Genomic DNA, 26,110 nt, shown 5'->3' with positions numbered 1-26,110 from the left:
CACGGATGCGCTCATTCCGTCAGTGCCGCCGCGGTGGATGGGACGATCCGCCGTCCGTCAGGACTCGTGCGAGGTCGCCCAGGCATCCGGGCCGGTCGAACCGGCGGGATACTCCTCGAGGGGCACGGCCTTCGCCGCCCACGCATCCCGGATCGGCTGGATGATCCGCCAGCACTCCTCGGCCTCGTCGGCACGCACCGACAGCGCCACGTCGCCGTCCAGCAGTTCGTCCAGGACCTCCTCGTAGGACCGCTGCTGGCCTTCGCCGAGGTCGGCGACCAGGTCCTCGTGCCGCAGGGCGAACGGATCGTCGCCGCCGGTGACGTGAAGCCGCAGGTGCATCTCGTCGGGACCGAGCGAGAACGTCAGCCTGCCGCCGTCGACCGGGGTGCCGTTCAGCCCCGGCGGCACGTGCCGCACGGGCTTGAAGGTCACCACGATCTCGGAGTGCTTGCGGTCCAGGGCCTTGCCGGAGCGGAGCACGAACGGCACGCCCGCCCAGCGGTCGCTGGCGATCTCGAAGGTGACCTCGGCCAGCGTCTCGGTCTGCCGGTCCGGGTCGACACCCTCCTCGTCGCGGTAGGAGGGCAGCTCGCGATCGCCCTGCGTGCCCGCGGTGTACTGGGCGCGTCGCGACGCCGTCGCCGGGTCATCGCCCATCACGTGCGTGGCGCGCAGCACGGCCGCCTTCGCATCGCGCAGGTCGCGCTCGCCGAGGGTGGAGGGCGGATCCATCGCCACCAGGGCCATCACCTGCAGCAGGTGGCTCTGGATCATGTCGATCATGGCGCCGGCCTTGTCGTAGTACCTGGCCCTGCCCTCGAGAGCCACGCTCTCGTCGAAGCGGATCAGCACCTGCTGCACGTGCTCGGCGCGCCACACCGGCTCCCAGATGCGGTTCGCCAGGCGCACGCCCAGTAAGTTCAGCAGCGTCGACCTGCCCAGGAAGTGGTCCACGCGGAAGATCTGCTGCTCGGGCACCAGCGCCAGCAGCTTGCTGTTCAGCTCGCGAGCGGAGGCCTCGTCCTCGCCGAACGGCTTCTCCATCGCCAGGATGGTGCCCTCCGGCAGGGTGAGCCCCTCCATGGCGTCGATCGCGGCCGCGGTGACGGCCGGCGGCAGTGCGAAGTAGAGCACCGTCGAGGGGCCGAGGCCCTTCACCAGCGAGGCGACGTCGTCGGCATCCGTCACGTCCGCCTTCACGTAGTCGGCGATGTCGACGTGCTCCAGCGCCTGCGGCGAATCGGCGAACGCCTTCTCGACGGCGGAGCGCCAGGTGCCGGCATCCCAGTCCTCCGTGCCCGAACCGCGCAGCGCGACGCGGCGCTTCGGCTCCTTGCACAGCAGCGACGCCAGCGACGGCAGCAGAAGACGGGAGGTGAGGTCGCCGGAGGCGCCGAGGATGTAGAGCGTGGTGGTCGGCATGAGATCGACGCTAGTCCCACGTCCCCTGAAAGCAAGGGGCTGGATTCGGCATGGCGCGAGTGCGAGACTGCCGGGCGTGGCCATGCGGATCGAGGACTATGCACTGCTGAGCAACTGCCGCACCGCGGCGCTGGTCTCGAGGGAGGGGAGCATCGACTGGCTCTGCCTTCCGCGTCTGGACTCCGCCAGCACGTTCGGCGGGCTTCTCGGAGACGACTCGCACGGCAGGTGGTCGCTGCGCCCCGCCGATCCGGATGCCACGGTCACGCGCCGCTACGACGAGGACACCTTCGTGCTGATCACGCGGTGGGAGAGCGCGGATGCCGTGGTGGAGGTGCACGACTTCATGCCCATCGATCCGGACGCCGCCGTCGACATCCGCCGCACCGACCTCGTCCGCCGTGTCGTCGGCGTGCAGGGCACGATGCACCTGGAGCAGCGGATCAGCATCCGCTTCGACTACGCGCGGGCGATGCCGTGGGTGCGGCAGACCGGAAGCGCCCACCACCCGCGGCTGGTGGCGATGGCGGGTCCGGATGCTCTCGCGCTGCGCGGCGCGGCGGTGAAGGCCGCCGATCACGAGCACCGGGGCGACCTCACGGTCGCGGCCGGGGAGGTGCGGGACATGCAGCTGACGTGGTTCCCGTCGCACCTGGACGTGCCGGAGCCGCTCGACGTCGACGCCGAGCTGGAGCGCACGAAGGCCTGGTGGCAGGGCTGGGCCGACACGATCGAGCACGACGGCCGGCACCATGACGTGGTCGTGCGATCGCTGCTGATCCTGCGCGCGCTCACCAACCACGAGACCGGCGGCATCGCGGCGGCGGCGACGACGTCACTGCCCGAGGACTTCGGCGGCGAGCGCAACTGGGACTATCGCTACGTGTGGCTGCGGGATGCCGCGCTCACGCTGGAGGCGCTGCTCGACCACGGCTTCCTCGCTCTCGCCGACAGGTGGCGCGAGTGGCTGCTGCGAGCGGTCGCGGGCGACCCGGCCGACCTGCAGATCATGTACGGACTGGCCGGCGAGCGCGACCTGACCGAGCGCGAGGTCGGCTGGCTGCCCGGCTTCGCGGCATCCACGCCGGTGCGCATCGGCAACGGCGCCGCGGCGCAGTACCAGGCCGATGTGGTGGGCGAGGTGCTGGTGACGCTGTCGGCCGCGCGCTCGGCGGGACTGGAGGATTCGAAGTTCTCCTGGCCGCTCGAGCGGCAGCTGCTGCGCTTCGCCGCCGAGCAGCTCGACCGGCCGGATCAGGGGCTGTGGGAGATCCGCGGCGACCCGCACATGTTCACGCACTCCCGCGTGATGATGTGGGCCGCGTTCGACCGCGGTGTGCGGGCGGTGGAGGAGTTCGGCCTGGATGGACCGGTGCAGCGCTGGCGCGAGCTGCGCGAACGGCTGCGCTCCGAGATCGACCGCGGCGGCGTGACCGACGGGTACTTCACCCAGTACTACGGCAGCGGCGAGGTGGACGCGTCGCTGCTGCTGCTCCCGCAGGTGGGGTTCTGCGCGCCGGACGATCCGCGGATGCTGAAGACCGTCGAGCGCATCGAGCAGACGCTCATGCACGACGGACTCCTGCACCGGTATCGCACCGGCACGGGCGTCGACGGTCTCGCGGGGGACGAGAGCCCGTTTCTGGCCTGCTCGTTCTGGCTGGTGGAGCAGTATGCAGTGACCGGCCGCGACGACGAGGCGCAGGAGCTGATGGACCGGCTGTGCGCGCTGCGGAACGACGTCGGGATGCTGTCGGAGGAGTACGACCCGGTGCGGGAGCGCCAGGTCGGGAACACCCCGCAGGCGTTCTCGCATCTGGCTCTGGTGCGGGCGGCGGATGCCCTGATGACGACGGAGCACCGGCCGCGGTGATGCGGGGTGCATCGTCGCGCCGAAAGCAGAAGGATCGCCGAGAACAGACAGGATGCTGTGCAGAGCATCCTGTTCTCGGCGATCCTCCTGGTCCGGGGCGTGCCCGGAAGCGGGTCAGGCGCTGAGCAGCACCGTGTCGCCGATCGGGCGGCGCACGCGCGGCGCGGTCTCGCGCTGCGCGAGCACCTCGGGCAGGGCGTCGATGTCGCCGAGCTCGCCCAGGGCGATGACGGTCATCGGGGCGAAGCGCTCGTCCAGGCCCGCGAGCTCACGGATCTGCTCGGGCAGGAAGCCGCTCATCTGGTGCACGAGCAGGCCGTCGTAGTGCGCCTGCACGGAGAGGTGCGCGATCGACTGGCCGAGGTCGTAGACGGCGTGGGTGATCGGGGTGCCGTCCTCGGTGGCGGTCTCGGCGACGGCCACGATCAGCACGGCCGCGTTTCCGGCCCAGGCCTGGTTGAAACCCATCAGGGCGGCGTGGATGCCCTCGTGCAGCGCACTGCCGCGGCGAGCGACGATGAAGCGCCAGGGCTGCATGTTGTTGGCGCTGGGCGACCAGCGGGCGGCCTCGAGGGCGGAGGCGAGCTTGGCCTCGTCGATCGGGGTCTCGGCGTCGAACGCGCGCGGGCTCCAGCGATCGGCGAGCACGTCGAGGACGGGGTGCTCGGTCTGGGCGGTGCGGTCGAGGACAGGAGTGCTCATCTGGATGAGGCCTTTCAGGTGGTGCGGATGCTGTCGGACCTCATCGTCCTGCTGGCACAACCAGTCTATGCGCGTGCATATTCCCGCATCCCTTCGTCTCGTCGCTGCGCTCCTCGCTCAGGGACCGGAACCGGAGCTGGAACCCGGCCCCTGAGCGAGCGGAGCGAGACGAAGGGTCAGCCGCGCAGTGCCTCCCCGAGCTTGACCCTGGCGCCCATGCGCAGCAGCGAGTTCTCGTAGATCTTCGCGCCGATCAGGATCGCGCCCACGCACGCGGCCAGCAGCAGCGCCAGGCTCAGCAGCGGCTCCCACCACTGCGCCTCGCCGACGAACAGACGCACCGGCATCGCCACCGGGGCCGAGAACGGGATGTACGACAGGATCGTCATCACCAGCGGGTTGTCGTTGAAGACGATCACCAGGATGTACGGCGCCATGACCAGCATCATCAGCGGCATCGTGGTCGAGCCGATGTCCTCCTGCCTGGACACCATGGCGGCGGCGCCCGAGTAGAGCGACGCGAGCAGGATGAAGCCGAACAGGAAGAAGACCGCGAACCACAGCACCGGTGCCCCGATGCCCGCGAGCAGCTGGTTCTGCCCCGTGACGATCAGGCCGATCACGGCTATCGCGGCGAGCAGCACGATCTGCGCCATCGCCAGGATGGTGTTGCCGAGCACCTTGCCCGCCAGCAGCACGCGGGTGGGGATGGCCGAGATCAGCAGCTCGACGACGCGGGTCTGCTTCTCCTCCACCACGCTCTGCGCGATTGTCGCCCCGAACGTGGACGCCGCCATCAGGAACACCACGCCGAAGCCGATCGCCACGAGGTAGCGCACCAGCGAGTTCGTCGCGGCGGGTTCGAGGATCTCGACCTTCGGCGAGATGGACAGCGACATGACGAGGCTCGTCGGCGCGTCCTTCTTGGCGAGGATGACGACCCCGGTCGGTCCCTCGCCGGGCAGCACTGCTGCGGTGACCTCGTCGTCGCGCACGAGCCTCTCGGCTGCTGCGCGGTCGGCGACCTCGGTCACCTTCACGTTCGGCAGCGCCTCGACGACCTTCGCGGTCTGCGAGGTCGCGGCGATGGCGTCGGGCGTCGGCGACTTGCTGGAGAACCCGCCGATCAGCACGCCGGCCAGCGCGACCAGCAGCAGGATGCCGGTGGAGATCAGGAAGGCCTTGCTGCGCAGCTTGGAGCCGATCTCGCGCTCGGCGACCAGCCAGACCAGGGACGAGGTGTTCCTGTTCACCGGGACCTGAGGGGTTGAGTTCGTCGGAGTGCTCATCGGATGACCTCCTTGAAGATCTGGGCGAGGGACGGATGCTGGGGGGCGAAGTTCGAGACCTCGCCGCGGCCGACCGCCTCGCGCAGCACGCGCTGGGCGGTGTCGGGGGTGTCGACGTCGAACAGCGCCGATCCGCCCTCGAAGTCGATGACCGTGACGCCCGGCTCGCCGCGCAGCCAGCCCGCGTCTCCCGCGGAGTCGAGCTGGTAGCGCAGCGTGGAGTGCTGGGCACGCAGCTGCTCGCGGGTGCCGGCGGCGCGGATCGTGCCCCCGGCGATGATGATCAGGTCGTCGCACAGTCGCTCGACGACGTCGAGCTGGTGTGAGGAGAACAGGATGGAGGCGCCCTGCGCTGCACGGCGCTGCAGCACGTCGGCGACCACGTCGACCGCGAGCGGGTCCAGCCCCGAGAAGGGCTCGTCGAGGATGAGCACCTCGGGGTCGTGCACGAGCGCGGCGGCGATCTGCGCGCGCTGCTGGTTGCCCAGCGACAGCGACTCGATCAGGTCGTTCAGGCGCTCGCCGAGCCCGAGCTCGTGCAGCAGCGCGGTGGCGCGCACCGTGGCATCCGCCTTGCCGAAGCCGTGCAGCCGGGCGAGGTAGACCACCTGCTCGAGCACCTTCATCTTCGGGTACAGGCCGCGCTCCTCGGGCATGTACCCGAACCGCCGGCGGTCGGCCGTGGTGACGGGCGCGCCGTCGAGAGTGACCGTGCCGCCGTCCGAGGCCAGCACGCCCAGGATGATGCGCATGGTGGTCGTCTTGCCGGCTCCGTTGCCGCCGACGAAGCCGGTCAGCCGGCCCGGCGCCACATCGAATCGGATGTCATCGAGCACGGTCCGCGAGCCGTAGCTCTTGGTGATGCCCTGCAGATGCAGTTCGCCTGTCACTTCGTCTCTCTCCGTTCGCTCAGTACGTCGCATGCCTCCACGCTACGAACCGGGCCCGGTCCGGGGCATCCCCCCTGCGGCGGATTCGCGCGATCATCCCCGGGACGGAGTCCGCATCCGGCTCAGCGCCGGCCCGCATGCAGCACGCCGCGCACGACGAGCCCGGCGATCAGCGCCCAGAACGCCGCGCTGATGCCGAGGAGCGCGATGCCGGACGCCGCCACCAGGAACGTGATCACGGCGGGCATCCGCTCGCCCGGGTCGTCGATGGCCTGCTGCACGGCCGAGCCGAAGGCGCCGAACAGGGCGAGACCCGCCACGGCGGGGATGACCGCGGCGGGCGCGAGGAGCACGAGCGCCGCGAACACCGCCGACAGCCCGCCGAGCACGAGGTACGACACCCCGGTGGAGACGCCGGCGATCCACCGTCGCGCGGGGTCGGGTTCGGCATCCGGTGCCGCGGCCAGCGCCGCACTGATGGCGGCGAGATTGATGGCGTGACCTCCGGCCGGCGCCCCGAGTGCCGAGCCGATGCCGGTGACGAGCATCGCGGGCCGCCAGGGCACCTCGTAGCCGAAGCTGCGCATCACGGCGATCCCGGGCACGTTCTGCGAGGCCATCGTGACGATGAACAGCGGCAGCGCGATGCCCACGATCGACCCGATCGTGAAGGTCGGCGCGGTCAACTGGAACGCGGGCAGCAGCACCGCCGGGTCCACCGTGGTGCCCGTGCGGGCGATGCCGATCACGACGACGACGGTCGCCGTGACGAACGCGGCCGGCACGGCCCACCGCGGCGCGAGGCGGGCGAACAGCAGCCAGGTGACCACCACCGGGATCACGCCCCACGGGTTCGCGACCAGGCCCGTGACGGGCGCGAGGCACAGCGGCAGCAGCACGCCCGCGAGCATCGCCTGCGCGATGGACGGCGGAATGGCGGCGATGAGGGTCCCGAGCCTCGGCACGAGCGCGGTCAGCAGGATCAGTGCCGCGACCACGAGGAACGCCCCGACCGCGGCGCTCCAGCCGCCCTCGACCGCGCTGCTCGCCGCGAGCAGCGCGGCGCCGGGCGTCGACCAGGCCGCGGTGATCGGCATCCGATACCGCCAGGCGAGCACGATGCAGGCCGCGCCCATGGTCAGGCTCAGCGCGAGCAGCCCGCTCGCCGCCTGCGCCGGGCTGGCGCCGACGGCGTCCAGGCCGGTGAGCACGACGGCGAACGAGCTCGTGAAGCCGACGAGGGCGGTCACGATGCCTGCGGTGACGGGACGCGACAGGGGGCGGCGGGCGGTGGCGGTCATCGGCTCCTCATCGGGCGGGATGATCCGAGGGTAGCGGCTGCTCTCAGAGGATTTTTATATGCGGCGGAATAGAGTCGACGCGCGGCGGGTTGAACCCCGCCGTACCCCTGCATCTTTCGAGAAGGATCCCCAATGACCACCATCGGCTACATCGTCGGCAGCATCTCCAGCACCTCCATCAACCGCACGCTGGCCGAGGCCCTGGCGAAGCTCGCCCCCGAGGGCGTCGAGTTCCGCGAGATCGCGATCAAGGACCTTCCGTTCTACTCGCCCGACCTCGACGGCTCCTTCCCGCAGGTCGCCCTCGACTTCAAGCAGGCCATCGCCGACGTCGACGGCGTCCTGATCGTCACCCCCGAGTACAGCCGCTCCATCCCCGGCGTGCTGAAGAACGCCCTCGACTGGTCGGCCCGCCCCTACGGCCAGGCCTCCTTCGACGGCAAGCCCGTCGCCGTCATCGGCGCCTCGGGCGGCGGCATCGCCACCGCGGCCGCTCAGCAGCACCTGCGCGCCATCCTCGGCCACTACAACGCCGTGACCATGGGTCAGCCCGAGGGCTTCATCCAGCTCACCCCGGGTCTCATCGACGCCGACGGCAACGTCACGGTCGAGAGCACCAAGGAGTTCCTCGGCTTCTACCTGCAGTCGTTCCTGACGCTGATCGCCCGCGTCGAGGCCGCTCGCAAGCACGCCTGACCTTCCAGCCGCGCCGGAATGCGCGACGATCGGATGCCCCGGTGCCTCGCGGCCCGGGGCATCCGGTGTCTTCGGGCTTTCTGAAGGTCGCGACGATCGGATGCTTCGGCTGTCAGGTCAGCCCGTGCCGGTGCGCGAGCACGATCGCCTGCACCCGGTCGCGGGCGCCGAGCTTCTGCAGCACGCGCGAGACATGCGTCTTCACCGTCGCCTCGCCGATGAACAGCGCGGTGGCGATCTCGGCGTTGCTGCGGGCATCCGCCATCAGCGCCAGCACCTCGCTCTCGCGCTCCGTGAGCGGCTCGGCCAGCACGGAGACGGCGCTGGGGGTCCGGGGCGGCGTCTCCTGCGCCACCGGAACCGGCGGCGACGCGGCTGCGAACCGCGCCAGCACGCGGCGCGTCACCTCGGGCGCGAGGATGCCGTCGCCGGCGGCCAGCGCGCGGACCGCCGTGATCAGCTCCTCAGGGCCGGCGTTCTTCAGCAGGAACCCGCCGGCGCCGGCGTCCAGGGCCTGGAACAGGTACTCGTCGCGGTCGAAGGTGGTCACGATCGCGACGGACGCGGTGATCGCCGGGTCCGCGACGATGCGCCGGGTGGCCTCGATGCCGTCCATGTCGGGCATCTGCACGTCCATCGTGATGACGTCCGGCATGAGCTGTGCGGCGAGAGCCACGGCATCCGCTCCCGTGCCCGCCTCGCCCACCACCTCGATGTCGGGCTGCGTGCCGAGGATCGTGCGGAATCCGGCCCGCAGCATCGCATGGTCGTCCACGAGCAGCACGCGGATCATCGGGTGGACTCCTCGGTCTTCGTGAGCGGCACGCTCGCGCGCACCCGGAACCCGCCCTGCGGGCGGGGGAGCAGCTCGATCGTGCCGCCGGATGCCAGGGCGCGCTCGCGCATGCCCAGCTGGCCGAGGCCCGGGCGCAGTGCGCCGATCGCGCGGCCGGTGTTCACGACTTCGAGCTCCACGGCATCCGGTTCGTACCGCACCCGCACGTCGGCCGTCGCCCCGACGCCGGCATGACGGCGGGCGTTGGTGAGTGCCTCCTGCGCGATGCGGTACAGGTTCACGCCGACCGTGCTCGAGACGGGGACCGGCTCGCCGATCACCGCGTAGTCGGTGGGCAGCCCGGCATCGCTCGAGGACTGCGCGAGCCGCTCGATGTCCTCGAGGCCGAACGTCGAGGGCGCCTCGTCGCCGAGGGCGTCGCCGGGAGCGCGCAGCGTCTCCAGCAGCTGCCGGAAGTCGCGGATGGCCTCACGGGAGGCGTCCTCGATGCCGGCCAGCATCCGCTTCGCCTCCGCCGGGTCCTGCTCGGCGACCAGTCGGGCCGCGCCCGCCTGCACGCCCATCACGGACACGTGATGGGCGACCACGTCGTGCAGCTCGCGGGCGATGCGCACCCGGTCGAGCGCCACGGCCTGCGCGGCGGTGACCTCGCGCTCGGCCTCGAGCTCGCGGGTGCGCCCCTCGAGCGTGTGCCGCTGCGCAGCCGCCTGCCAGGAGCGCTCGCCGAAGTAGTACGCGCCGCCGAAGTACAGCACGTTCAGCAGCAGCTGGAGCATCATCATCGCGATATAGGGAGAGAACAGCCCCGCCGCCATGTCGGCCTTGCCGGCCTCGTCGATCGCGTCGCGATACATCACGAACAGCAGCCAGATGAACATGCCGGCGATGATGCCGATGCGCACCAGCGTCGCGGCCCGGCGGTCGTTCATCCAGGCCCCGACCGTGTACAGCGCGATGAACATCGAGATGTTCGTGACGTACATCTCCGGCACCCGCAGCGTCACGCCCACGAACATCGCCAGCGCCACGAACACCGCGACCGCGGCGGGGCGGCGACGGCGCAGCGCGAGGGGAGCGGAGACGGCGAGCACCAGGATGAGCGCGGTCCACATCGGCGCCTGAGTCTTGCCGTAGAGTCCGGCGACCGTGGAGAGCCCTGCGCTGATCACGCCGCCGACCAGCATGACGCCCGCGAGCAGCAGATCCTGGCGCAGGTCGCGCTCGGTCGGCGTGCGCGTGAAGGGGGAGTCCGGCATCCTCCCACCGTAGGCGGAGCGCGGAGGCCGCACATCCGCCGTGCGGCGGATGCGGGCGGTCGCGTGGTCTGGCGTCAGGACGCTCCAGGTATCAACTTCTGCTGTTATGTGGCGGGTTGAAACAGCAGAAGTTGATACCTGGGTGGTCCTTGGGTTCCGGGAAGTCCGGGGTGCGAGAATCGAGCGTGACCGTCACGCGACCGCGCCTCGCGCCCCTGTACCTCGCCGGCTTCACGACGGCGTTCGGCGCCCACGGCATCGCCGCAGCGCTCGGCGCCGAGACCGAGGACATCGGCTGGACTCTGCTGGCCTTCGGGTTCACGCTCGCGCTGTACGACCTCGCCGAGGTGCTGCTCAAGCCGGTGTTCGGGGCGCTCAGCGACCGCATCGGCGTGCGTCCGGTGATCGTGGCGGGCCTGCTGGCGTTCGCCGCCTTCTCGGCGGTCGGCGCGCTCGTCCCCGGCACGGTCGGCCTGATCGTGGCCCGCTTCGGACAGGGGGCCGCGGCATCCGCCTTCTCCCCGGCGTCGTCGGCCGCGGTCGCCCGCCTCACCGACGGAGCCTCCCGGGGCGCGTACTTCGGCAGGTACGGCTCCTGGAAGAGCCTCGGCTACGCGCTCGGTCCGCTGATCGGCGCCGTGCTCGTGGTGTGGGCGGGCCTGCCCGCGCTGTTCTGGGCGCTCGCAGCACTGGGGCTCGCTGCCGCCGCCTGGGTGCGCTTCTCCGTGCCGGCCGTGCCGGTGCTCCCGCGCAAGCGGGTCACGCTCGCGGATCTCGGCCGAGAGCTCGCCGCGCCCGGCTTCCTGGTGCCGACGCTCGTGCTCGCCGCGACCACCGGCGCGCTCGCCGTGGCCGTCGGCTTCCTGCCGCTGCTCGCCAGACAGGCCGGTTTCGGCACGGTCGCCAGCATGGCGCTGGTCACGGTGCTCGCGATCGTGTCCAGCATCGTCCAGCCGCTGACCGGCGCCTGGCACGATCGCGGCCGAGTCTCGGTGCGCCTCGGCGCCATCGGCGGCCTGGCGCTCATCGCGGTCGGCATCGGCGTCGCGGGAGGGGTCGCGCTGGCATCCGGAACGATGCAGGCCGGGATGCTGCTGATCGTCGCACTGCTCACCACCGCGCTGCTGGTGGGCGCGGGCGTCGGCCTCGCCACGCCCGTGGCGTTCTCGCATCTCGCGGCCTCGACCCCGGAGGAGCGGATGGGGCGCACCATGGGCTCCGCTGAGCTCGGCCGTGAGCTGGGCGATGCGGGCGGTCCGCTCGTCGCAGGCGCGGTGGGCACGGCATCCGTCCCCGGTGTCGGACTGATCGTGGTCGCGGCGCTCACCGCCGGGGCCGGAGCGCTGGCGCTGGTCGGGATGCGCCGGCGCAGCTGATCCGAACTTGCTATTGACAAGCAAGGTTGCTTTTTGCAAGTATCGAGGTCATCGGGGCCGGCGACTGCCGGGCCGCCATCGACAAGGGAGTCATCATGACCAAGATCTTCGTCAACCTGCCCACCTCCGACCTCGAGCGCGCCAAGGCGTTCTACACGGCGCTCGGCTGCGAGATCAACCCGCAGTTCACCGACGAGAACGCCGCCTGCGTGGTGTGGAGCGAGGACATCTACTTCATGGTGCTGACGCGCGAGTTCTTCGCGACCTTCACCGACAAGCCGATCGCGGACCCGCAGCAGACCCTGCAGGTCTCGTCGTCGTTCACCTGCGACTCGCGCGAGGAGGTCGACGCGATCGTCGACAAGGCTCTCGCGGCGGGCGGCACCGAGCCCAAGCCCGCACAGGACTACGGTTTCATGTACTCGCGCGACATCGACGACCCGGACGGCAACTCGCTCGGCTTCCTGTACATGGTCCCCGAGGCGGCCGAGAAGGGCCCGGAGGCCTACATGGCGGAGCAGGGCGCCGCATCCTGACATGGCGGCGCGCAGCTACGGCCAGTACTGCGGAGTCACGACGGCCGTCGAGCTGATCGGTGAGCGGTGGGCGCTGCTCATCGTCCGCGATCTGCTCGTGGGTCCCCGCCGCTACACCGACCTGAAGCAGGGGCTGCCACGCATTCCCACGAACATCCTCTCCACCCGGCTGAAGGAGCTGCAGGAGGGCGGCGTCGTCAGGCGCGTGCCGCTGCACAACTGCGGCCTGGTGTACGAGCTCACGGACTACGGGCGGGCGCTCGAGCCGATCGTGCTGGCGCTCGGGCGCTGGGGGTTCCAGGCGATGGGTGACCCCGGCGAGGACGACGTCGTCACTCCGGACTCGCTGACGATGGCGCTGCGCACGTCGTTCCGCGAGGCGTCGGCTCGCGACCTCGACGTCGAGCTGCATGTCGGCGACGTGGCCCTGCGCGTCACCGTGGCTGCGGGGGAGCTGGCCGTCGCGCAGCTCGCGCCGCCCGCGCCGCCGGTCGGCGGGCGGATGCCCGACTCGGATCCGGATGCCGTGCTGGTCGCCGGCCCCGGCATCCGGCACCTCATCGGCGGACGGGTCACCGCCCGGGAGGCGCTGGCATCGGACCTCGTGCACATCGCACGCGGCGATGCCGGCGCGCTCGAATCCTTCGCGGAGACCTTCCGCATCGACCCCGTCGCGGCGTAGCGTCGCACCGGGCCCCATGCATGCAGGACCCGGGTGAGACCGGACATCTCAAGAATCGAACCATCGAACGAGGAGAGCATCATGACCGGACGCGTCATCATCGATCTGTTCACCACCCTGGACGGCGTCGCGCAGGCGCCGGGCGGGGCGGAGGAGGACACCAGAGACGGCTTCCCCTATGGCGGCTGGCAGGCCGGCTATCCCAGCGAGGCCGTCGGGGCGAGCGTGACCAAGGGCATGGAGACCCTCGACGCGCTGCTGCTCGGCCGACGCACCTACGACATCTTCGCCGGCTACTGGCCGCAGCACACCACCGGCCCGGAGGGGTTCATCGGGCAGCTGTTCGACCGGGTCCCGAAGTACGTCGCCTCGCGGGACGCCGACATCCGGCTGGACTGGCAGGGCTCGACGCGGATCGGTGCCGATCTGGCGTCGGAGATCGCGGCGCTGCGGGAGAAGCATCAGGACGTGCACGTGATCGGCAGCATCGACCTGGTGCAGACCCTGCTCGCCGAACAGCTCTACGACGAGCTGCAGCTGTGGGTGTACCCGGTCGTGCTCGGCCGAGGCCGGAAGGTGTTCCCCGACGGTGCGGCGCCCTCGAACATGCGGCTGCTGAGTGCGGAGTCCGGCGACGGCGGCACCCTCTCGCTGCGCTACGCGCCGCTGCCGGGTGAGGTGCGCACCGGCACGATGGGGTCGTGACCGGCGCGCGCGTCAGCCCGTCAGAGCACGGCCAGCGCGTCGATCTCGACGAGCATCTCCGGGTGGGGGAGGCCGACGAACACGGTGGTGCGGCACGGCAGCATGCCACTGGGCACGTGCTTCTGGACGAACTCGCCGTACGCCTCGTTCATCGCGGGGAACAGGTCCTGCGAGGTCAGGTACACGCGGAACATGATCACGTCCTCGACCGAGGCGTCGCCCGCCTCGAGGATGGCGCGGATGTTCTCGAGTGTGCGGATGGTCTGCGCGTGCACGTCGCCCTCGGCGATGTACTTGTTGGTGACGGGGTCCATCGGGCCCTGTCCTGAGACCTGCAGCATGTTGCCCTTGCGCAGGCCCTGGGAGAAGACGTGCGCGGGGGCGGGGGCCTCGTCGGTGCGGATGACGGTGGTGTCGGACATGTCTGCTCCTTGCGGATCGGATCGGATCGGATCGGTTGCGGTTCGGGGTTGCGGTCGGGTGGCGGTCGTCGGGGACGGCTCGGGTCAGCGCAGGATGTCGGGTCCGCCGACATCCAGATCTGCGAGCCGGGGGAGGCCCTCCCAGTCTCCGGGGAGGGTGACGGAGTGCGCGGCCACGCGGCCGGCGAAGTCGAGCCGGATCTGCGGCGCGGAATCGACCAGCACGCCGTGCAGGTAGCCCGCGGCGAAGGCGTCGCCGGCTCCCACAGGGTCGCGTTCGACGACGGCGGTGACGTTCTGCTCGAAGACCTCGCCGTCCACCAGTGACAGGGCGCCGTCGGCTCCGCGCTTGACGACCACCTCGGCCGGGCCGAGCGCGGCGATGCGACGGGCGTACGCCGCATCGTCCCCGCCGTCGTGCGCGTCGCCCAGCAGCACCTGCGCCTCATCGGCGGTGGCGAACACCAGGTGCGAGAGCTCGGTGAGCTCGCGCAGCGCGGGGCCGGCCTCCTCTGCGCTCCACAGCGTCGCGCGGTAGTTGAGGTCCAGGCTCACCAGGACGCCGGCGTCGTGGGCGGCATGCGCGGCCGCGACCAGTGCCCGGTGCGGGCCCTCGCCGAGTGCGGCGGTGATCCCGGTCAGGTGCAGGATCCGCGCGCTGCGGATCTCATCCAGCGGAAGGTCCTCGACGGCCAGCTGCGCGCCCGCGCTGCCGAGGCGTGCGTACTGGACGGAGCTGCGCCCGAACCCGCGCTGCGCGCGCACCATCATGCCGGTGTGCGTCGGACCGGTCAGCCCGCGGGTGCGCACGCCTTCGGCGCGCAGCTCCCGCTCGATGTATCGGCCGATCTCGTCGTCGCCGAGGCGGCCGACCCACAGGGCGTCGTGCCCGAGCCGGGCGAGGCCGATCGCGACGTTCGACTCCGCACCGCCGAAGGAGAGATGGAACGCGGGGCCCGACACGAGCGGCATTCCCAGCGGGGCGAAGAAGAGTCCCATGGACTCGCCCATGGTGACGAGGTCGGGAGCGGAGGCGGTCATGCGAAGTGCATCCGGATCAGGTCGACGATGCGCGCCTCGTCGTCGACGAGCGGGACCAGACCCCAGCGGTCGAGCGTGGTGCAGGGGTGGGAGATCCCCAGCTCCACGAGGTCGCCGACGCGCGGTGCCTCGCCGTCCGGATCGAACGCGATGAAGGCGTGCTGATCGGCGAGCTGCGTGATCGTGCCGTTGAACGGGCGGCGATTGGAGCCGTCCCGGCCGCGGGATCCGTGCACCACGGGCAGCCCCTGATCGAAGCCGACGTCGCGCCGCCCGCAGAGCACGATCGCGAGACCGGGCTCGGGGATGCTGAGCACCGGCGCCCACACGGTGATCGCGGGGCGCAGCGCGGGCGCGGCGGTGTTGCCGCGGGCGAGCGGTGTCAGCCGGGAGTAGAACCCGTCGTCATGCGTGAGGTAGGCGCCGCTGCGCAGCAGGATCCGGTGCGCGGCGATGCCGCCCGAGATCAGCCCGTCGACCGCGGCGTCGAAGTACGCGCTGCCCCCGATCGACACCGTGCAGTCCCCGGGGACCAGCTGCGCCTCCTCGAGGCGCCCCACGATCTGACCGAGATGCTCGGCGAAGGCGACCACCCGGGCGGCGCTCTCCTCCGGGGTGTCGCCGCCGAGCGTGCCCTCGTACGTCGCGATGCCGACGACGCGGATGCCGGGGGTGCGGGCCGCGTGCTCCGCCAGCGCGCGCAGTGCATCCTCGTCGCGGGCGCCGGTGCGGCCGCCGGGGTTGCCCGCCTCGAGCAACACGGAGAGCGGGCGGTCCCCGTCCGCAGCCGTCGGATCGGCGAGCAGGTCCAGGCCCGCGATGGAGTCCGCGTAGACGAGGCACTCGAAGTCGGGGTCGGCGTCGAGCTCGCCGCGGATCCAGGCGATCGCGCCCGGCTCGACGAGCTGATTGGCCAGCAGCAGCCGGGGCAAGCCGGCGGCGCGGTACACGCGCAGCTGGAAGGGCGTCGCGGCGGTGATGCCCCACGCGCCGGCGTCGAGCTGCTGCTGAGCGAGCTGCGGCGACATGGCGGTCTTGCCGTGCGGGGCGATGGACACCCCGCGGTCGCGGACGTAGTCCATCATGGCGCTGACGTTGTGCGCGATGGCGGGCCCGTTCAGCGTGAGCTGCGGGAAGTCCCGGTCGGCGGCGAACAGCGAGCTGCCGATGAGCTGCGCCGGGTCGTCGTGCGCCAGAGCGGGACCGAGCCCCTTGGTCAGGCTCAGCGGGGGCTGCGGGTATTCGGACTGCGTCGTCATGCGAATGACCTCCGTGCGGAAGCGGGGGCGCCCATGCGCCGGGAGATGTCGGCGGCCGCGCAGGAACAGGCCGGCGACCTACTCACCATCATGCCGTCCGCGCGGGCAGTTCTCGTCCAGCAACGGCGCACTCGCTCTGCGACCGCTGGTGACCGCGGGGGAGTAGCCGGGCGTCAGCCCGCCAGCATCCGCTCGATCACCTGCGCGACGCCGTCGTCGGCGTTCGACGGCGCCACCTCGTCGGCGGCGTCCCGCACCACGTCGATCGCGTTGCCGACGGCGACGCCGCGGCCCGCCCAGCGCAGCATCTCGAGGTCGTTCAGCGCGTCGCCGAAGGCCAGCACCTCACTGCGGTCGATGCCGAGCCGCGCGCACACCTGTGCGACGCCGGTCGCCTTGGTCACACCCTGCGCCATCACCTCGACGAAGGGCGCCCCCGACAGCGTGGCCTCGAAGCCGGTCAGGCCCAGCGACTGCAGCGCGGCGTAGATGTCGGGGATCGAGACCGACGGATGCCGGATCACGAGCTTCAGACTCGGCGCGGCCAGCACGTCGGCCAGCGGCACGCCGCCCATCGTCTCGGGAGCGCGCTTGTGGTCGCTGGCCTGCGCGAGGGCGGCGTAGCCCTCCTGCGCGACGAAGCCCTCGCCGGCATCCCGCACGCTCGCGTAGACGAGGCCGGGCAGCACGCTGTTCAGCGCCTCGGCGAGCTCCTGCTGCACGGCAGGCGGGATCTCCTCGGCGAACAGGTGCTCACCGGTGGTCAGGTGCACGCCGTACGCGCCGTTGCCGCACAGCGCCCAGTCGGTGAAGCCGGCCTGCGCGGCGATCGGCCGCAGCCCGATCGGCTGACGCGCGGTCACCGGGATCGTCGCGATCCCGGCATCCCGCGCCGCATCCAGCGCCGCACGCGTGCGAGGCGAGACCCCGCCGTCGTCGCCCAGCAGAGTGCCGTCGAGATCGGTCGCGATCAGGCGGATGCTCACGCGAAGATCATCGGCAGGTCGTCGTCCTCCTCCGGCCCGCCGAGGTCGAGCTCGACCACCACCGGCACGTGGTCGCTGGGCTGCTCGCCCTTGCGCTCGTCGCGGTGGATGGATGCTCCGGTCACCGCGCTCGCGAAGGCGTCGGAGCCGAGCACGAAGTCGATGCGGATGCCCTCGTTGCGGGGGAACTTGAGCCGCTGGTAGTCCCAGTACGTGAAGCCCTCCGGGATGAGCGGGCGGACGACATCGGTCAGGCCGGCCGACTCCAGCGCGAAGAACGCCGCGCGCTCCTCGGGCGAGACGTGCGTGGAACGGCCGACCACGATGTCGGGGTCGCCGTTGTCGTGGTCGAACGGGATGATGTTGAAGTCACCGACGAGGGCCAGCGGGCGGCTCGGGTTCGCGGCGATCTCGGCGGCGGTCGCGGTGCGCAGCGCGTCGAGCCAGTGCAGCTTGTACGCCAGGTGCGGGTCGTCCAGCGAGCGTCCGTTGGGCACATACAGGCTCCACACCCGCACGCCGCCGACCGTCACGCCCAGCGCACGCGCCTCGAGCGGGGCATCCGGCCCCTCGTGACCCTTCGCGAAGCCTGGCATGCCCGCGAACGCGGTGGACACCTCGGTGATCGGCTCACGGCTCGCGATCGCGACGCCGTTCCACTGGTTCAGACCGTGCACCTCGACGTGGTACCCGGCCTCCTCGAACGGCGCGTAGGGGAACTGCTCGGGCTTGCACTTGATCTCCTGGAACGCGAGCACGTCGATGTCCTCGCGGACCGCGAAGTCGACGGCGCGCCCCACACGCGTGCGGATCGAGTTGATGTTCCAGGTGGCCAGACGCATGCGTCCAGCCTATTCGGGGTCTCCGACGTCACTCGCCCCGACCCGGCCGCGCCCTCAGCGCTCGGCCGGGTCGGCGGTGCCGATCATGATGCCGCGCGCGAGCGTGTGGAAGTGCCGGTTGAATCCGAGCGTCGCCGGTGTCTCGTCGCCGTCGAGGTCGAGGTTCTCGACATCCAGGGCGTCGATCACGAAGAAGTAGCGGTGCACGCCGGTGCCCGCCGGCGGTGCGGAGCCGATGTAGCGCTCCAGGCGCGCCTCGTTCGGCATCACCTTCGCGCCCGCGGGCAGGGACGCGGCATCGCCGTCGCCGGCCTCGAGACGGCGCAGGTCTGCGGGCAGATCGAACGCGGCCCAGTGCCAGAAGCCGGAGCCCGTCGGCGCGTCCGGATCGAAGCACGAGATCGCGAAGCTCTTCGTGCCGGCCGGCGGCTGCGACCATTCCAGGGTGGGATGCCGGTCCTCACCGCCCCGGCTGGAAGACCAGGCGAACAGGGGCATCGCGCCGCCCGCCTCGAGCTCGGGACTGGTCAGCTCGAGCGGCGGCACGGGGCGCAGCTCGGCGAGGGCGGCGTAGGGATCGTACGAGAACATGAGACCTCCGGATGCCACGCTAATCGCGCACACGCGGCGGAACCAGCCCCGAATACACTGGACCCGTGACTGATCTCGCCGCCGACCGCCAGGCCCTGCTCGACCTCATCACCGCCGAGGCGGTGTTCCACGGCGACTTCACGCTCTCCAGCGGCAAGAAGGCGACGTACTACGTCGACATGCGCAAGCTCACCCTCGACCACCGCGCGGCTCCCGCGATCGGGCGCATCATGCTCGACCTGATCAAGGACCACGACGTCTCCGCGGTGGGCGGTCTCACGCTCGGCGCCGACCCGATCGCGAACTCCGTGATGCACGCCTCGGTGGGCACCGACCGCCCGCTGGACGCGTTCGTCGTGCGCAAGGAGCCCAAGGACCACGGCCGCGGCCGCCAGGTGGAGGGCGCGAGCGTCGAGGGCAAGCGCGTCATCGTGCTGGAGGACACCTCCACCACCGGCCAGTCGGCGCTCAAGGCCGTCGAGGTGCTGCGCCGCGAGGGCGCCGAGGTGCTCGCCGTCGCCGTGATCGTCGACCGCAAGACCGGGGCACGGGCCGCCATCGAGGCCGAGGGCCTGCAGTGGCTCGCCGCGTTCGACCTGGACGACCTGGGCCTCGACCCGCAGTAACCCCGTCCCGGCATCCGCTCCCGCACAGAACGGGGCCGACACGCTAGATCACGGACGAATCCAGCGAGAACGTCCGTCATCCGGCGTGTCGTCCTGCAAAGCGTGCCGTCGGCACGCGGCCACAGGGCAAGCGGGGCTCCGCGTGATCAGGGGCGCTTGCCCACCGCGGCATCCGCCACGATCTTCGCGATCCGCGCGTCACGCGTCTCGGCGCGCTTGGCGGTCGCGATCAGCGTGAGCCCCTGCTTCTTCACCGACTTGGGGAAGCCGTCCCAGGCCGCGCGCGCTTCGGGGACGGCGTCCAGGGCGGCGGTGAGCTCGGGCGGCTCGATGCCGGCCTCGGGACCGTCGAGCACGGTCCATGACCCGTCGGCCTTGGCCGCCTCGATCACGCGGATGCCGGCGGGCGCCAGCAGGCCGGCGGCCTCCAGCTCCGCGAGCCGGGCCTTGTTGGTCGCGGCCCAGCCGCTGCCCTTCCGGCGCGGTGAGAACCACTGGCCGACCGAGTTCTCGGCGAAGGTGCGCACCGGGCCGTCGATCCACCCGAAGCACAGGGCGTGCCGCACCGCGTCCTCGTAGTCGATGCCGCTCGCCGCCGATCCGCGCACGTTCAGCAGCCACACACCTGACGCGGTGGCGTGGTTGGCCTCCAGCCAGTCGCGCCAGGCCGTGGCATCCGCCGCCGTCACCTGCTCGCCCTCGTCGAGAACGCCCATCCGCACCTCCGTGTCGCTGTGGGCCCAGCCTAGGCCGCGCCGCCGACATGGACTTGGCAACGTTTTCATGGGATTGTTCTCCGTATGGCGAAGTCAAGCGACGAGAGCGCGGATGCCGCGGGCCGCCCGACCATGAAGGATGTCGCGTCCCGCGCGGGTGTCGGGCTGTCGACCGTGTCGCGCGTCGTCGCGGGCAAGGGCGGCGTCAGCCGGGCCAAGTCGAAGGCGGTCGAGCGCGCCATCGCCGAGCTCGGATACAGTCGCAACGACTTCGCGCACACCCTGCGCACCGGGTCGACGCGCACGATCGGGGTGGTCGTGACGCGGATCTCCGACCCGTTCTACTCCGAGCTCGTCTTCACGATCGAGCAGCGTGCGCAGGAGCGCGACCTGCTCGTGCTGGTCGCCTCCGGCGGTGACGACCCGATCGAGGGGGAGCGGGTGCTGCGGCGGATGCTGAGTCGCCGGCTGGACGGCCTGATCGTCGTCGCGCACGAGGAGGTCGACGTCTCGTTCCTCGCTGCCGAGAAGGCTGCGGGCACGAAGATCGTGTTCGTCGACCGGCCGCCGCAGGGCCTGCACGCCGACCTGATCGTGGTGGACAACGAGCGCGGCGCAGCGGATGCTGTGGCCCACCTCGTGCAGGCCGGGCACCGCAGCATCGCCTGCCTCGCGCACATCTCCGGCCGCTACACCTCCGAGCGGAGGCAGGCCGGGTTCCGGCAGGGCATCCGGGATGCCGGGCTGCCGGTGCGACCCGAGCTGATCGTCGCGGTCGACGACGACGTCGACGCGTGCGTCGAGGCGCTGAGCGAGCTCGCCTCTCTGGACGACCCGCCCACCGCGCTGTTCACCACCAACAGCCGCACCACCAAGGCGGTTCTCAAGGCGCTGCGGCTGCTCGACGCGCATCCAGCTCTGGTCGGCTTCGACGACTTCGAGCTGGCCGAGCTGATGAGTCCGCCGGTGACGACCGTCGCGCAGGACCCGTGGGCGATCGGCGAGGCCGCCGCCGACCTGCTGTTCGACCGGATCGCGGGTCTCGTCGGCCCGGACCGCCGCATCGTGCTGGGCACGCGGATGGTCGAGCGCGGTTCGGGCGAGACGCCGCCGGTCGCCGTTACCGGGTTGTGACCCGACCCCCGTTGCGTTTGGCAACGTTTTCAGATTCGATGACAGAAGGCCCGCGCACAGCAGGCCGTCTTCATCCGATGGAGGATCACATGCGCAAAGCGCTCGCAGCAGTAGCGGGTCTCGGTGTCGCGGCTCTCGTTCTGGCAGGCTGCTCCGGCAGCCCCGGCGACAGCGGCGGCAAGGGCGGCGGCTCCGACGATGCCAGCCAGGTCGAGGTGTTCACCTGGTGGGCATCCGGCTCCGAGAAGACGGGCCTGGACGCGCTCGTCAAGGTCTTCGGCGAGCAGTTCCCGAAGACGAAGTTCGTCAACGCGGCGGTCGCCGGCGGCGCGGGTTCGAACGCGAAGAACGCCCTCGCCTCGCGTCTGAAGGCCAACAACCCGCCGGACTCGTTCCAGGCGCACGCCGGTGCCGAGCTCACCGACTACATCGAGGCGAAGAAGATCGAGGACCTCAGCTCCTTCTACAAGGACAACGGCCTCAACGACGTCTTCCCGAAGACGCTGCTCGACCGCCTGACCGTCGACGGCAAGATCTACTCGGTGCCCAGCAACATCCACCGCGCCAACGTCGTGTGGGTCAACAACGAGGTGCTGACCAAGGCCGGCATCGACCCGAAGACGGCGCCCGCCGACATCGACGCCTGGCTCGCCGACATGAAGAAGCTCAAGGATGCCGGCGTCGAGACCCCGCTCTCAGTGGCGACGGACTGGACCCAGGTGCAGCTGTTCGAGAACGTGCTGCTCGCAGACCTCGGCGCCGACGGCTACACGGGCCTGTGGGACGGCAAGACCAAGTTCGACGACGCCAAGGTCACCAAGGCGATCGAGGACTACACCTCGCTGCTCTCGTACGCGAACACCGACGGCACCGGTCAGGACTGGCCGGTCGCGACCGACATGGTCATCGACGGCACCGCCGCGTACAACGTGATGGGCGACTGGGCCCTGGCCGAGTTCGACGCCAAGAACAAGACCTACGGCACCGACTACACCACCTGGCCGACGCCCGGCACCGACGGCACGTTCGACTTCCTCGCCGACTCCTTCACCCTCCCGGTCGGTGCTCCGCACGCCGGCGGTGCGAAGAACTGGCTGAAGACGATCAGCTCCGCCGAGGGGCAGAAGGCGTTCAACCTCGCCAAGGGCTCGATCCCGGCGCGCACCGACGCGGTCGCGGCCGACTACCCCGAGTACCAGCAGGGAGCGATGGCCTCGTTCGCCAAGGACACCGTGGTCAGCTCGCTGGCGCACGGCGCGGCCGTGAAGGTCTCCTGGCTGAACGACATCACCTCCGCGATCGGGCAGTTCGTCTCCACCAAGGACGGCAAGGCTCTGCAGGACGCTCTCGTCCAGGCGCAGACCAAGGGCCTCGGCAAGTAACATCCATCCTCCGAGCGGGGCGGCGCACCGGCGCCGCCCCGCTCGCATCCCCGTCTGAAGGAGGGCGCCGATGCGCAAGGGCATCCGCAACTGGGGGCCGCCGCTGCTGCTGATCTCGCCGACGATCGTGCTGCTGGGCATCTTCGTCTACGTGATGATCGGCCAGAACTTCTACACGGCCATGACCAAGGACTCCGCCCTGTCGGCATCCGAGTTCGTCGGTCTGCAGAACTTCACCGACCTTCTGACCGAACCGCGGTTCCTGCACTCCCTGGCCAACCTCGGCATCTTCACGGTGTTCTTCATGGTCGGGACCATGCTCTTCGGGTTCCTCTGGGCCTGGATGCTGGACAAGGGCGTCACGGCCGAGGGCGTGTTCCGCTCGGTCTACCTGTTCCCGATGGCCGTCTCGTTCGTGGCATCCGGTGTCGTCTGGCGGTGGCTGCTCAGCTCCGCACAGGGCGACCGCGCCTCGGGGCTGAACCGCCTGCTCGAGTCCGTCGGGCTCGGCGGTCTGCAGAACGACTGGTACAACCAGCCGCTGTGGGGCATGGCCGCCATGGCGATGCCCGCCATCTGGCAGCTCTCCGGCTACGTGATGGCGCTGTTCCTCTCCGGCTTCCGCGGCATCCCCGAGGAGCTGCGCGAGGCCGCCCGGATGGACGGCGCCAGCGAGTGGAAACTCTACCGCCACGTGATCTTCCCGCAGCTGCATCCGGTCGCCCTGTCGGCGCTCGTGATCGTCGCGCACATGTCGCTGAAGGTCTTCGACCTGATCATGGCCGTCACCGGTCCGGTGTACATCACCGAGGTCCCGGCCACCTACATGTGGACCGCGCTGACCGGCGGCGAGTACGGCAAGGCATCCGCCATCGCCACCGTCCTGCTGCTGCTGGTGTGCATCTTCATCGTGCCGTACCTGATCTCCACGGCCCGCGCCGAGAGGAGGGCACGCAAGTGACCGTCGCAACCGGAATCGAGCGCCGCACCACCACCGCCGGCAGCATCCCGACCGCGCATCGCACCCGCGCGCGGATCGGCCGCACCACCAAGTACGTGCTGCTCCTGCTCTTCATCGTCATCGTGCTGATGCCGGTGTACGTGCTGGTGGTCACCAGCCTGAAGCCGCCGTCCGACGTGAGCGCCGTCACCTCGTGGGCGTGGCCGTCGCGCTGGCCGTGGCAGGCCGACGGCGACGGTGCCACCGGGTTCGGCAACTGGGCCACCGCGTGGGAGGCGCTGGCCGCGCCGCTCGGACGCACCTTCCTGCTCGCGATCCCCGCGGCCCTCGTCTCGGCCATGCTCGGCTCGATGAACGGCTTCGTGCTCTCGCGGTGGAAGTTCCCCTACGCGAACGTGGTGTTCACGCTGATCCTGTTCGGCATGTTCATCCCGTATCAGGCGATCATGGTGCCGCTGGTGCAGATGAAGACCTCGCTGGGGCTGCCGTCGAGCATCGTCACGCTGCTGTTCGTGCACATCATCTACGGTCTGCCGATCTGCACCCTCATCTTCCGCAACTACTACGAGGGCGTGCCCGAGGAGCTCATGGAGGCGTCCCGCATGGACGGAGCCGGCATGCTCGGCTCGTACTGGCGCATCATCCTGCCGCTGTCGCTGCCCGGGTTCGTCGTGACGATCATCTGGCAGTTCACCTCGGCGTGGAACGACTACCTGTTCGCACTGTTCCTCTCGGATGCCAATCAGGGGCCGGTCTCGCTGTCGCTGGTGAACCTGTCGCAGGGCGCGCAGCTGTCGAACTACGGCGCGTCTATGGCGGGCGCGCTGATCGCGTCGATCCCGACGCTGCTCGTGTACATCCTGCTCGGCAAGTACTTCGTCGGCGGACTGATGAGCGGGTCGGTCAAGTCCTGACCCGTCGGTTCAGCCGTTGTGGGGGCCTCTCGGACGATCGTCGTCGTCCCAGGGGCCCTCGTACCACTCGCCCTTCTGATCGCGCTTGGGGCGCTTGAGCAGCTGCAGGGTCAGCACGGTCAGGCCGGTCAGGCCGATGACGAGCATGACCAGGAAGAGCATGTCCTGCTGAGTCATCGGCGTCCTCTCTCGATGCGACCAGCCTAGGCGGTGCGACTCGGCGGATGCTGTGGGAGCAGGATCTCCGTGTTCTCCGGGATGCCGCGGGATGCGGATGCGGCGCACACTCGAGCCATGACCATCCTCACGCCTGCCCTGGACCCGGCCGCGCTGCGCGCGATCGCGGGGCTGATGCTGCCCGGCGACCCCGGATACGACGAGGCCCGCACCCCCTGGAACCTGGCTGCGGACCAGCATCCGATCGCCGTCGCGGAACCGACGACGATCGCCGACGCGGCGCGCATCGTGGGCGCCGTCGCGGCGCTCGGGCTGCGCATCGCCCCGCAGGCGAGCGGGCACGGTGCGATGCCGCTCGCGGAGCGGGGTCTGTCGGATGCCGTGCTGCTGCGCCTGCATCGCCTGACGGGCGTCTCGATCGACGCCGAGCGCAGGGTGGCCCGCGTGGTCGGCGGCACGATCTGGCGGGACGTGGTCGACGCGTCCGCGCTGCACGGGCTCGCGGCGCGGCACGGGAGCTCGCCGGACGTGTCGGTGTCGGGGTACGTGCTCGGCGGCGGGCTGTCGTTCTACGCACGCGAGCACGGGCTGGCCGCGCATCACGTGCGCGCGTTCGAGATGATCACCGCGGACGGCGACCTGGTGCGGGCCTCCGCGGACTCCGAGCCCGAGCTCTTCTGGGCGCTGCGCGGCGGTGGCGGCAGCTTCGGAGCGGTCGTCGCCATGGAGATCGAGCTGCTGCCGGTCGCCGAGGTGCACGCCGGCATGATGCTGTGGGACATGTCGGCGGCGCCCGCCGTGCTGCAGGCCTGGCGCGACTGGACGCACGACCTGGACCGCTGCGCGACGACCAGTCTGCGGCTGATGCGGTTCCCGCCGATCCCCGAGCTGCCTCCGTTCCTGAGCGGCCGCGCGGTGGTCGTGATCGACGGCGCCGTCCTCGCCGACGAGGCGCGATCCTCCGCCCTCCTCGCACCGCTGCGCGCGCTCGGCCCCGAGCTGGACACGTTCGCGCGGATGCCGGCGGCGGGGCTGGTCGACGTGCACATGGACCCGCCCGTCCCATCGCCCGCGGTCGGCGATCACGTGATGCTCGGCGAGCTCGACGACGCGGCGCTCGCGGCCCTGCTCGAGGCGGCCGGACCGGATGCCCGCGATGCGCCGCTGTTCGCCGAGCTGCGGCATCTGGGCGGCGCGCTCGCCGAGACGGCGGATGCCGCTGTGCCCGGCTTCGCGGGAGAGTACGCGCTGTTCGCGGTGGACCTCGTGCCGGTGCCGGAGCTCATCCCTGCGGCGGCCGCGCGGGTCGGCGCCATCGCCGACGCGATGCGCGGCTGGGCTCACGGCACGCCGTACCTGAACTTCCTCGACCGCATCACCGACACGAGCACCGCGTACGCACCCGACACGATCGAGCGGATGAGGCGCGTGCGAGACGCCTTCGACCCCGCACGCACCTGGCTCGCCGCGCACCCCGTGCCGGAGGGCGCTCCGGCCTGAGGTCGCTGCGGCGCGACGGTGACCTGGCCCTC

26 protein-coding genes and 1 pseudogene are annotated in these 26,110 nt (G+C 70.8%); 12 read left to right on the top strand and 15 right to left on the bottom strand.

Going from position 1 to position 26,110, the window contains the following annotated elements:
* Positions 1-57: 57 nt before the first annotated feature.
* A complete protein-coding gene (locus ACTJJ4_RS13480) occupies positions 58-1,425 on the bottom strand; it encodes a glucose-6-phosphate dehydrogenase (protein WP_440943805.1) in 1,368 nt (455 codons plus the stop codon).
* A gap of 82 nt (positions 1,426-1,507) precedes the next feature.
* Between ACTJJ4_RS13480 and ACTJJ4_RS13475 the strand changes: the two genes are divergently transcribed.
* Positions 1,508-3,298 (top strand): glycoside hydrolase family 15 protein, encoded by a 1,791-nt coding sequence (locus ACTJJ4_RS13475; protein ID WP_440943927.1) that lies wholly within the window; start codon positions 1,508-1,510, stop codon positions 3,296-3,298.
* 114 nt (positions 3,299-3,412) lie between these two features.
* Here ACTJJ4_RS13475 and ACTJJ4_RS13470 read toward each other — a convergent pair whose 3' ends face one another.
* The 4 genes from ACTJJ4_RS13470 to ACTJJ4_RS13455 all read right to left on the bottom strand — a co-directional run bounded on the left by ACTJJ4_RS13470 (position 3,413) and on the right by ACTJJ4_RS13455 (position 7,480).
* Positions 3,413-4,000 (bottom strand): nitroreductase family protein, encoded by a 588-nt coding sequence (locus ACTJJ4_RS13470; RefSeq protein WP_440943804.1) that lies wholly within the window; start codon positions 3,998-4,000, stop codon positions 3,413-3,415.
* A 176-nt stretch (positions 4,001-4,176) separates the two neighbouring features.
* Positions 4,177-5,289: an ABC transporter permease gene (locus ACTJJ4_RS13465; RefSeq protein WP_440943803.1), complete on the bottom strand. Its 1,113-nt coding sequence runs from the start codon at positions 5,287-5,289 to the stop codon at positions 4,177-4,179.
* Positions 5,286-6,179: an ABC transporter ATP-binding protein gene (locus ACTJJ4_RS13460; RefSeq protein WP_440943802.1), complete on the bottom strand. Its 894-nt coding sequence runs from the start codon at positions 6,177-6,179 to the stop codon at positions 5,286-5,288. The genes ACTJJ4_RS13465 and ACTJJ4_RS13460 overlap by 4 nt, the downstream gene beginning before the upstream one ends.
* A gap of 122 nt (positions 6,180-6,301) precedes the next feature.
* Positions 6,302-7,480 carry a benzoate/H(+) symporter BenE family transporter gene (locus ACTJJ4_RS13455; protein WP_440943801.1) on the bottom strand — a complete coding sequence of 393 codons (1,179 nt, stop codon included), beginning with the start codon at positions 7,478-7,480 and terminating at the stop codon, positions 6,302-6,304.
* A 132-nt stretch (positions 7,481-7,612) separates the two neighbouring features.
* Between ACTJJ4_RS13455 and ACTJJ4_RS13450 the strand changes: the two genes are divergently transcribed.
* Positions 7,613-8,176 carry an NADPH-dependent FMN reductase gene (locus tag ACTJJ4_RS13450; RefSeq protein WP_292697001.1) on the top strand — a complete coding sequence of 188 codons (564 nt, stop codon included), beginning with the start codon at positions 7,613-7,615 and terminating at the stop codon, positions 8,174-8,176.
* A 112-nt stretch (positions 8,177-8,288) separates the two neighbouring features.
* Here ACTJJ4_RS13450 and ACTJJ4_RS13445 read toward each other — a convergent pair whose 3' ends face one another.
* Positions 8,289-8,969 (bottom strand): response regulator, encoded by a 681-nt coding sequence (locus tag ACTJJ4_RS13445; RefSeq protein WP_440943800.1) that lies wholly within the window; start codon positions 8,967-8,969, stop codon positions 8,289-8,291.
* 80 nt (positions 8,970-9,049) lie between these two features.
* A pseudogene (locus tag ACTJJ4_RS13440) lies at positions 9,050-10,156 on the bottom strand (sensor histidine kinase); the annotation flags it as partial.
* A 257-nt stretch (positions 10,157-10,413) separates the two neighbouring features.
* On the opposite strand from ACTJJ4_RS13440, the gene ACTJJ4_RS13435 reads away from it, so the two are divergent.
* From ACTJJ4_RS13435 to ACTJJ4_RS13420, 4 genes are all read left to right on the top strand, one after another.
* A complete protein-coding gene (locus ACTJJ4_RS13435) occupies positions 10,414-11,604 on the top strand; it encodes an MFS transporter (protein WP_440943799.1) in 1,191 nt (396 codons plus the stop codon).
* 95 nt (positions 11,605-11,699) lie between these two features.
* Positions 11,700-12,140, top strand: coding sequence for a VOC family protein (locus ACTJJ4_RS13430; RefSeq protein ID WP_440943798.1), 441 nt, complete (start codon positions 11,700-11,702; stop codon positions 12,138-12,140).
* Position 12,141: 1 nt separating this feature from the next.
* Positions 12,142-12,822: a winged helix-turn-helix transcriptional regulator gene (locus tag ACTJJ4_RS13425; RefSeq protein WP_440943797.1), complete on the top strand. Its 681-nt coding sequence runs from the start codon at positions 12,142-12,144 to the stop codon at positions 12,820-12,822.
* Positions 12,823-12,903: 81 nt separating this feature from the next.
* Complete coding sequence (locus tag ACTJJ4_RS13420) at positions 12,904-13,527, top strand: dihydrofolate reductase family protein (RefSeq protein ID WP_440943796.1); 624 nt, start codon at positions 12,904-12,906, stop codon at positions 13,525-13,527.
* Positions 13,528-13,547: 20 nt separating this feature from the next.
* On the opposite strand, the gene ACTJJ4_RS13415 is transcribed toward ACTJJ4_RS13420, so the two are convergent.
* The 6 genes from ACTJJ4_RS13415 to ACTJJ4_RS13390 all read right to left on the bottom strand — a co-directional run bounded on the left by ACTJJ4_RS13415 (position 13,548) and on the right by ACTJJ4_RS13390 (position 18,668).
* Complete coding sequence (locus ACTJJ4_RS13415; RefSeq protein ID WP_440943795.1) at positions 13,548-13,949, bottom strand: RidA family protein; 402 nt, start codon at positions 13,947-13,949, stop codon at positions 13,548-13,550.
* An 84-nt stretch (positions 13,950-14,033) separates the two neighbouring features.
* Positions 14,034-14,990, bottom strand: a complete 957-nt coding sequence (locus tag ACTJJ4_RS13410; protein WP_440943794.1) for a sugar kinase — start codon at positions 14,988-14,990, stop codon at positions 14,034-14,036.
* The gene (locus ACTJJ4_RS13405; RefSeq protein WP_440943793.1) at positions 14,987-16,249 is read right to left on the bottom strand and encodes an alanine racemase; all 1,263 of its coding nucleotides are present in this window, start codon (positions 16,247-16,249) and stop codon (positions 14,987-14,989) included. Before ACTJJ4_RS13405 ends, ACTJJ4_RS13410 begins: the two co-directional genes overlap by 4 nt.
* A 173-nt stretch (positions 16,250-16,422) precedes the next feature.
* Positions 16,423-17,235 (bottom strand): HAD family hydrolase, encoded by an 813-nt coding sequence (locus ACTJJ4_RS13400; protein WP_440943792.1) that lies wholly within the window; start codon positions 17,233-17,235, stop codon positions 16,423-16,425.
* The gene (locus ACTJJ4_RS13395) at positions 17,232-18,077 is read right to left on the bottom strand and encodes an exodeoxyribonuclease III (RefSeq protein WP_440943791.1); all 846 of its coding nucleotides are present in this window, start codon (positions 18,075-18,077) and stop codon (positions 17,232-17,234) included. The genes ACTJJ4_RS13400 and ACTJJ4_RS13395 overlap by 4 nt, the downstream gene beginning before the upstream one ends.
* A gap of 54 nt (positions 18,078-18,131) precedes the next feature.
* Positions 18,132-18,668 carry a YbhB/YbcL family Raf kinase inhibitor-like protein gene (locus ACTJJ4_RS13390; RefSeq protein WP_440943790.1) on the bottom strand — a complete coding sequence of 179 codons (537 nt, stop codon included), beginning with the start codon at positions 18,666-18,668 and terminating at the stop codon, positions 18,132-18,134.
* Positions 18,669-18,733: 65 nt separating this feature from the next.
* Here ACTJJ4_RS13390 and pyrE point away from each other — a divergent pair, with 65 nt between their 5' ends.
* Positions 18,734-19,294, top strand: a complete 561-nt coding sequence (pyrE, locus tag ACTJJ4_RS13385; RefSeq protein ID WP_440943789.1) for an orotate phosphoribosyltransferase — start codon at positions 18,734-18,736, stop codon at positions 19,292-19,294.
* Positions 19,295-19,440: 146 nt separating this feature from the next.
* Here pyrE and ACTJJ4_RS13380 read toward each other — a convergent pair whose 3' ends face one another.
* Positions 19,441-20,010 (bottom strand): YdeI/OmpD-associated family protein, encoded by a 570-nt coding sequence (locus tag ACTJJ4_RS13380; protein WP_440943788.1) that lies wholly within the window; start codon positions 20,008-20,010, stop codon positions 19,441-19,443.
* Between the two features lie 84 nt (positions 20,011-20,094).
* On the opposite strand from ACTJJ4_RS13380, the gene ACTJJ4_RS13375 reads away from it, so the two are divergent.
* From ACTJJ4_RS13375 to ACTJJ4_RS13360, 4 genes are all read left to right on the top strand, one after another.
* Complete coding sequence (locus tag ACTJJ4_RS13375; RefSeq protein WP_440943787.1) at positions 20,095-21,144, top strand: LacI family DNA-binding transcriptional regulator; 1,050 nt, start codon at positions 20,095-20,097, stop codon at positions 21,142-21,144.
* An 89-nt stretch (positions 21,145-21,233) separates the two neighbouring features.
* Positions 21,234-22,526: an ABC transporter substrate-binding protein gene (locus ACTJJ4_RS13370; protein ID WP_440943786.1), complete on the top strand. Its 1,293-nt coding sequence runs from the start codon at positions 21,234-21,236 to the stop codon at positions 22,524-22,526.
* A 70-nt stretch (positions 22,527-22,596) separates the two neighbouring features.
* Positions 22,597-23,487, top strand: coding sequence for a carbohydrate ABC transporter permease (locus tag ACTJJ4_RS13365; protein ID WP_440943785.1), 891 nt, complete (start codon positions 22,597-22,599; stop codon positions 23,485-23,487).
* Positions 23,484-24,401 carry a carbohydrate ABC transporter permease gene (locus ACTJJ4_RS13360; protein WP_440943784.1) on the top strand — a complete coding sequence of 306 codons (918 nt, stop codon included), beginning with the start codon at positions 23,484-23,486 and terminating at the stop codon, positions 24,399-24,401. Before ACTJJ4_RS13365 ends, ACTJJ4_RS13360 begins: the two co-directional genes overlap by 4 nt.
* A 9-nt stretch (positions 24,402-24,410) precedes the next feature.
* Here ACTJJ4_RS13360 and ACTJJ4_RS13355 read toward each other — a convergent pair whose 3' ends face one another.
* The gene (locus ACTJJ4_RS13355; RefSeq protein ID WP_285638146.1) at positions 24,411-24,578 is read right to left on the bottom strand and encodes a hypothetical protein; all 168 of its coding nucleotides are present in this window, start codon (positions 24,576-24,578) and stop codon (positions 24,411-24,413) included.
* Positions 24,579-24,695: 117 nt separating this feature from the next.
* Between ACTJJ4_RS13355 and ACTJJ4_RS13350 the strand changes: the two genes are divergently transcribed.
* Positions 24,696-26,078: an FAD-binding oxidoreductase gene (locus ACTJJ4_RS13350; RefSeq protein ID WP_440943783.1), complete on the top strand. Its 1,383-nt coding sequence runs from the start codon at positions 24,696-24,698 to the stop codon at positions 26,076-26,078.
* The last annotated feature ends 32 nt before the right edge of the window (positions 26,079-26,110 follow it).

This window comes from Microbacterium sp. 22195, assembly GCF_052056515.1.
Classification (GTDB): domain Bacteria; phylum Actinomycetota; class Actinomycetes; order Actinomycetales; family Microbacteriaceae; genus Microbacterium.
Note: the sequence above shows the minus strand (reverse complement) of the source record. Positions and strands in the feature narration are given on the sequence as shown.

What these genes read in the sequence shown, in the direction of transcription:
- ACTJJ4_RS13480 (WP_440943805.1), bottom strand. Translation starts at nt 1,425, where the DNA reads ATGCCGACCACCACGCTCTACATCCTCGGCGCCTCCGGCGACCTCACC.
- ACTJJ4_RS13475 (WP_440943927.1), top strand. Translation starts at nt 1,508, where the DNA reads ATGCGGATCGAGGACTATGCACTGCTGAGCAACTGCCGCACCGCGGCG.
- ACTJJ4_RS13470 (WP_440943804.1), bottom strand. Translation starts at nt 4,000, where the DNA reads ATGAGCACTCCTGTCCTCGACCGCACCGCCCAGACCGAGCACCCCGTC.
- ACTJJ4_RS13465 (WP_440943803.1), bottom strand. Translation starts at nt 5,289, where the DNA reads ATGAGCACTCCGACGAACTCAACCCCTCAGGTCCCGGTGAACAGGAAC.
- ACTJJ4_RS13455 (WP_440943801.1), bottom strand. Translation starts at nt 7,480, where the DNA reads ATGACCGCCACCGCCCGCCGCCCCCTGTCGCGTCCCGTCACCGCAGGC.
- ACTJJ4_RS13450 (WP_292697001.1), top strand. Translation starts at nt 7,613, where the DNA reads ATGACCACCATCGGCTACATCGTCGGCAGCATCTCCAGCACCTCCATC.
- ACTJJ4_RS13445 (WP_440943800.1), bottom strand. Translation starts at nt 8,969, where the DNA reads ATGATCCGCGTGCTGCTCGTGGACGACCATGCGATGCTGCGGGCCGGA.
- ACTJJ4_RS13430 (WP_440943798.1), top strand. Translation starts at nt 11,700, where the DNA reads ATGACCAAGATCTTCGTCAACCTGCCCACCTCCGACCTCGAGCGCGCC.
- ACTJJ4_RS13425 (WP_440943797.1), top strand. Translation starts at nt 12,142, where the DNA reads ATGGCGGCGCGCAGCTACGGCCAGTACTGCGGAGTCACGACGGCCGTC.
- ACTJJ4_RS13420 (WP_440943796.1), top strand. Translation starts at nt 12,904, where the DNA reads ATGACCGGACGCGTCATCATCGATCTGTTCACCACCCTGGACGGCGTC.
- ACTJJ4_RS13415 (WP_440943795.1), bottom strand. Translation starts at nt 13,949, where the DNA reads ATGTCCGACACCACCGTCATCCGCACCGACGAGGCCCCCGCCCCCGCG.
- ACTJJ4_RS13410 (WP_440943794.1), bottom strand. Translation starts at nt 14,990, where the DNA reads ATGACCGCCTCCGCTCCCGACCTCGTCACCATGGGCGAGTCCATGGGA.
- ACTJJ4_RS13405 (WP_440943793.1), bottom strand. Translation starts at nt 16,249, where the DNA reads ATGACGACGCAGTCCGAATACCCGCAGCCCCCGCTGAGCCTGACCAAG.
- ACTJJ4_RS13395 (WP_440943791.1), bottom strand. Translation starts at nt 18,077, where the DNA reads ATGCGTCTGGCCACCTGGAACATCAACTCGATCCGCACGCGTGTGGGG.
- ACTJJ4_RS13390 (WP_440943790.1), bottom strand. Translation starts at nt 18,668, where the DNA reads ATGTTCTCGTACGATCCCTACGCCGCCCTCGCCGAGCTGCGCCCCGTG.
- ACTJJ4_RS13380 (WP_440943788.1), bottom strand. Translation starts at nt 20,010, where the DNA reads ATGGGCGTTCTCGACGAGGGCGAGCAGGTGACGGCGGCGGATGCCACG.
- ACTJJ4_RS13375 (WP_440943787.1), top strand. Translation starts at nt 20,095, where the DNA reads ATGGCGAAGTCAAGCGACGAGAGCGCGGATGCCGCGGGCCGCCCGACC.
- ACTJJ4_RS13370 (WP_440943786.1), top strand. Translation starts at nt 21,234, where the DNA reads ATGCGCAAAGCGCTCGCAGCAGTAGCGGGTCTCGGTGTCGCGGCTCTC.
- ACTJJ4_RS13365 (WP_440943785.1), top strand. Translation starts at nt 22,597, where the DNA reads ATGCGCAAGGGCATCCGCAACTGGGGGCCGCCGCTGCTGCTGATCTCG.
- ACTJJ4_RS13355 (WP_285638146.1), bottom strand. Translation starts at nt 24,578, where the DNA reads ATGACTCAGCAGGACATGCTCTTCCTGGTCATGCTCGTCATCGGCCTG.
- ACTJJ4_RS13350 (WP_440943783.1), top strand. Translation starts at nt 24,696, where the DNA reads ATGACCATCCTCACGCCTGCCCTGGACCCGGCCGCGCTGCGCGCGATC.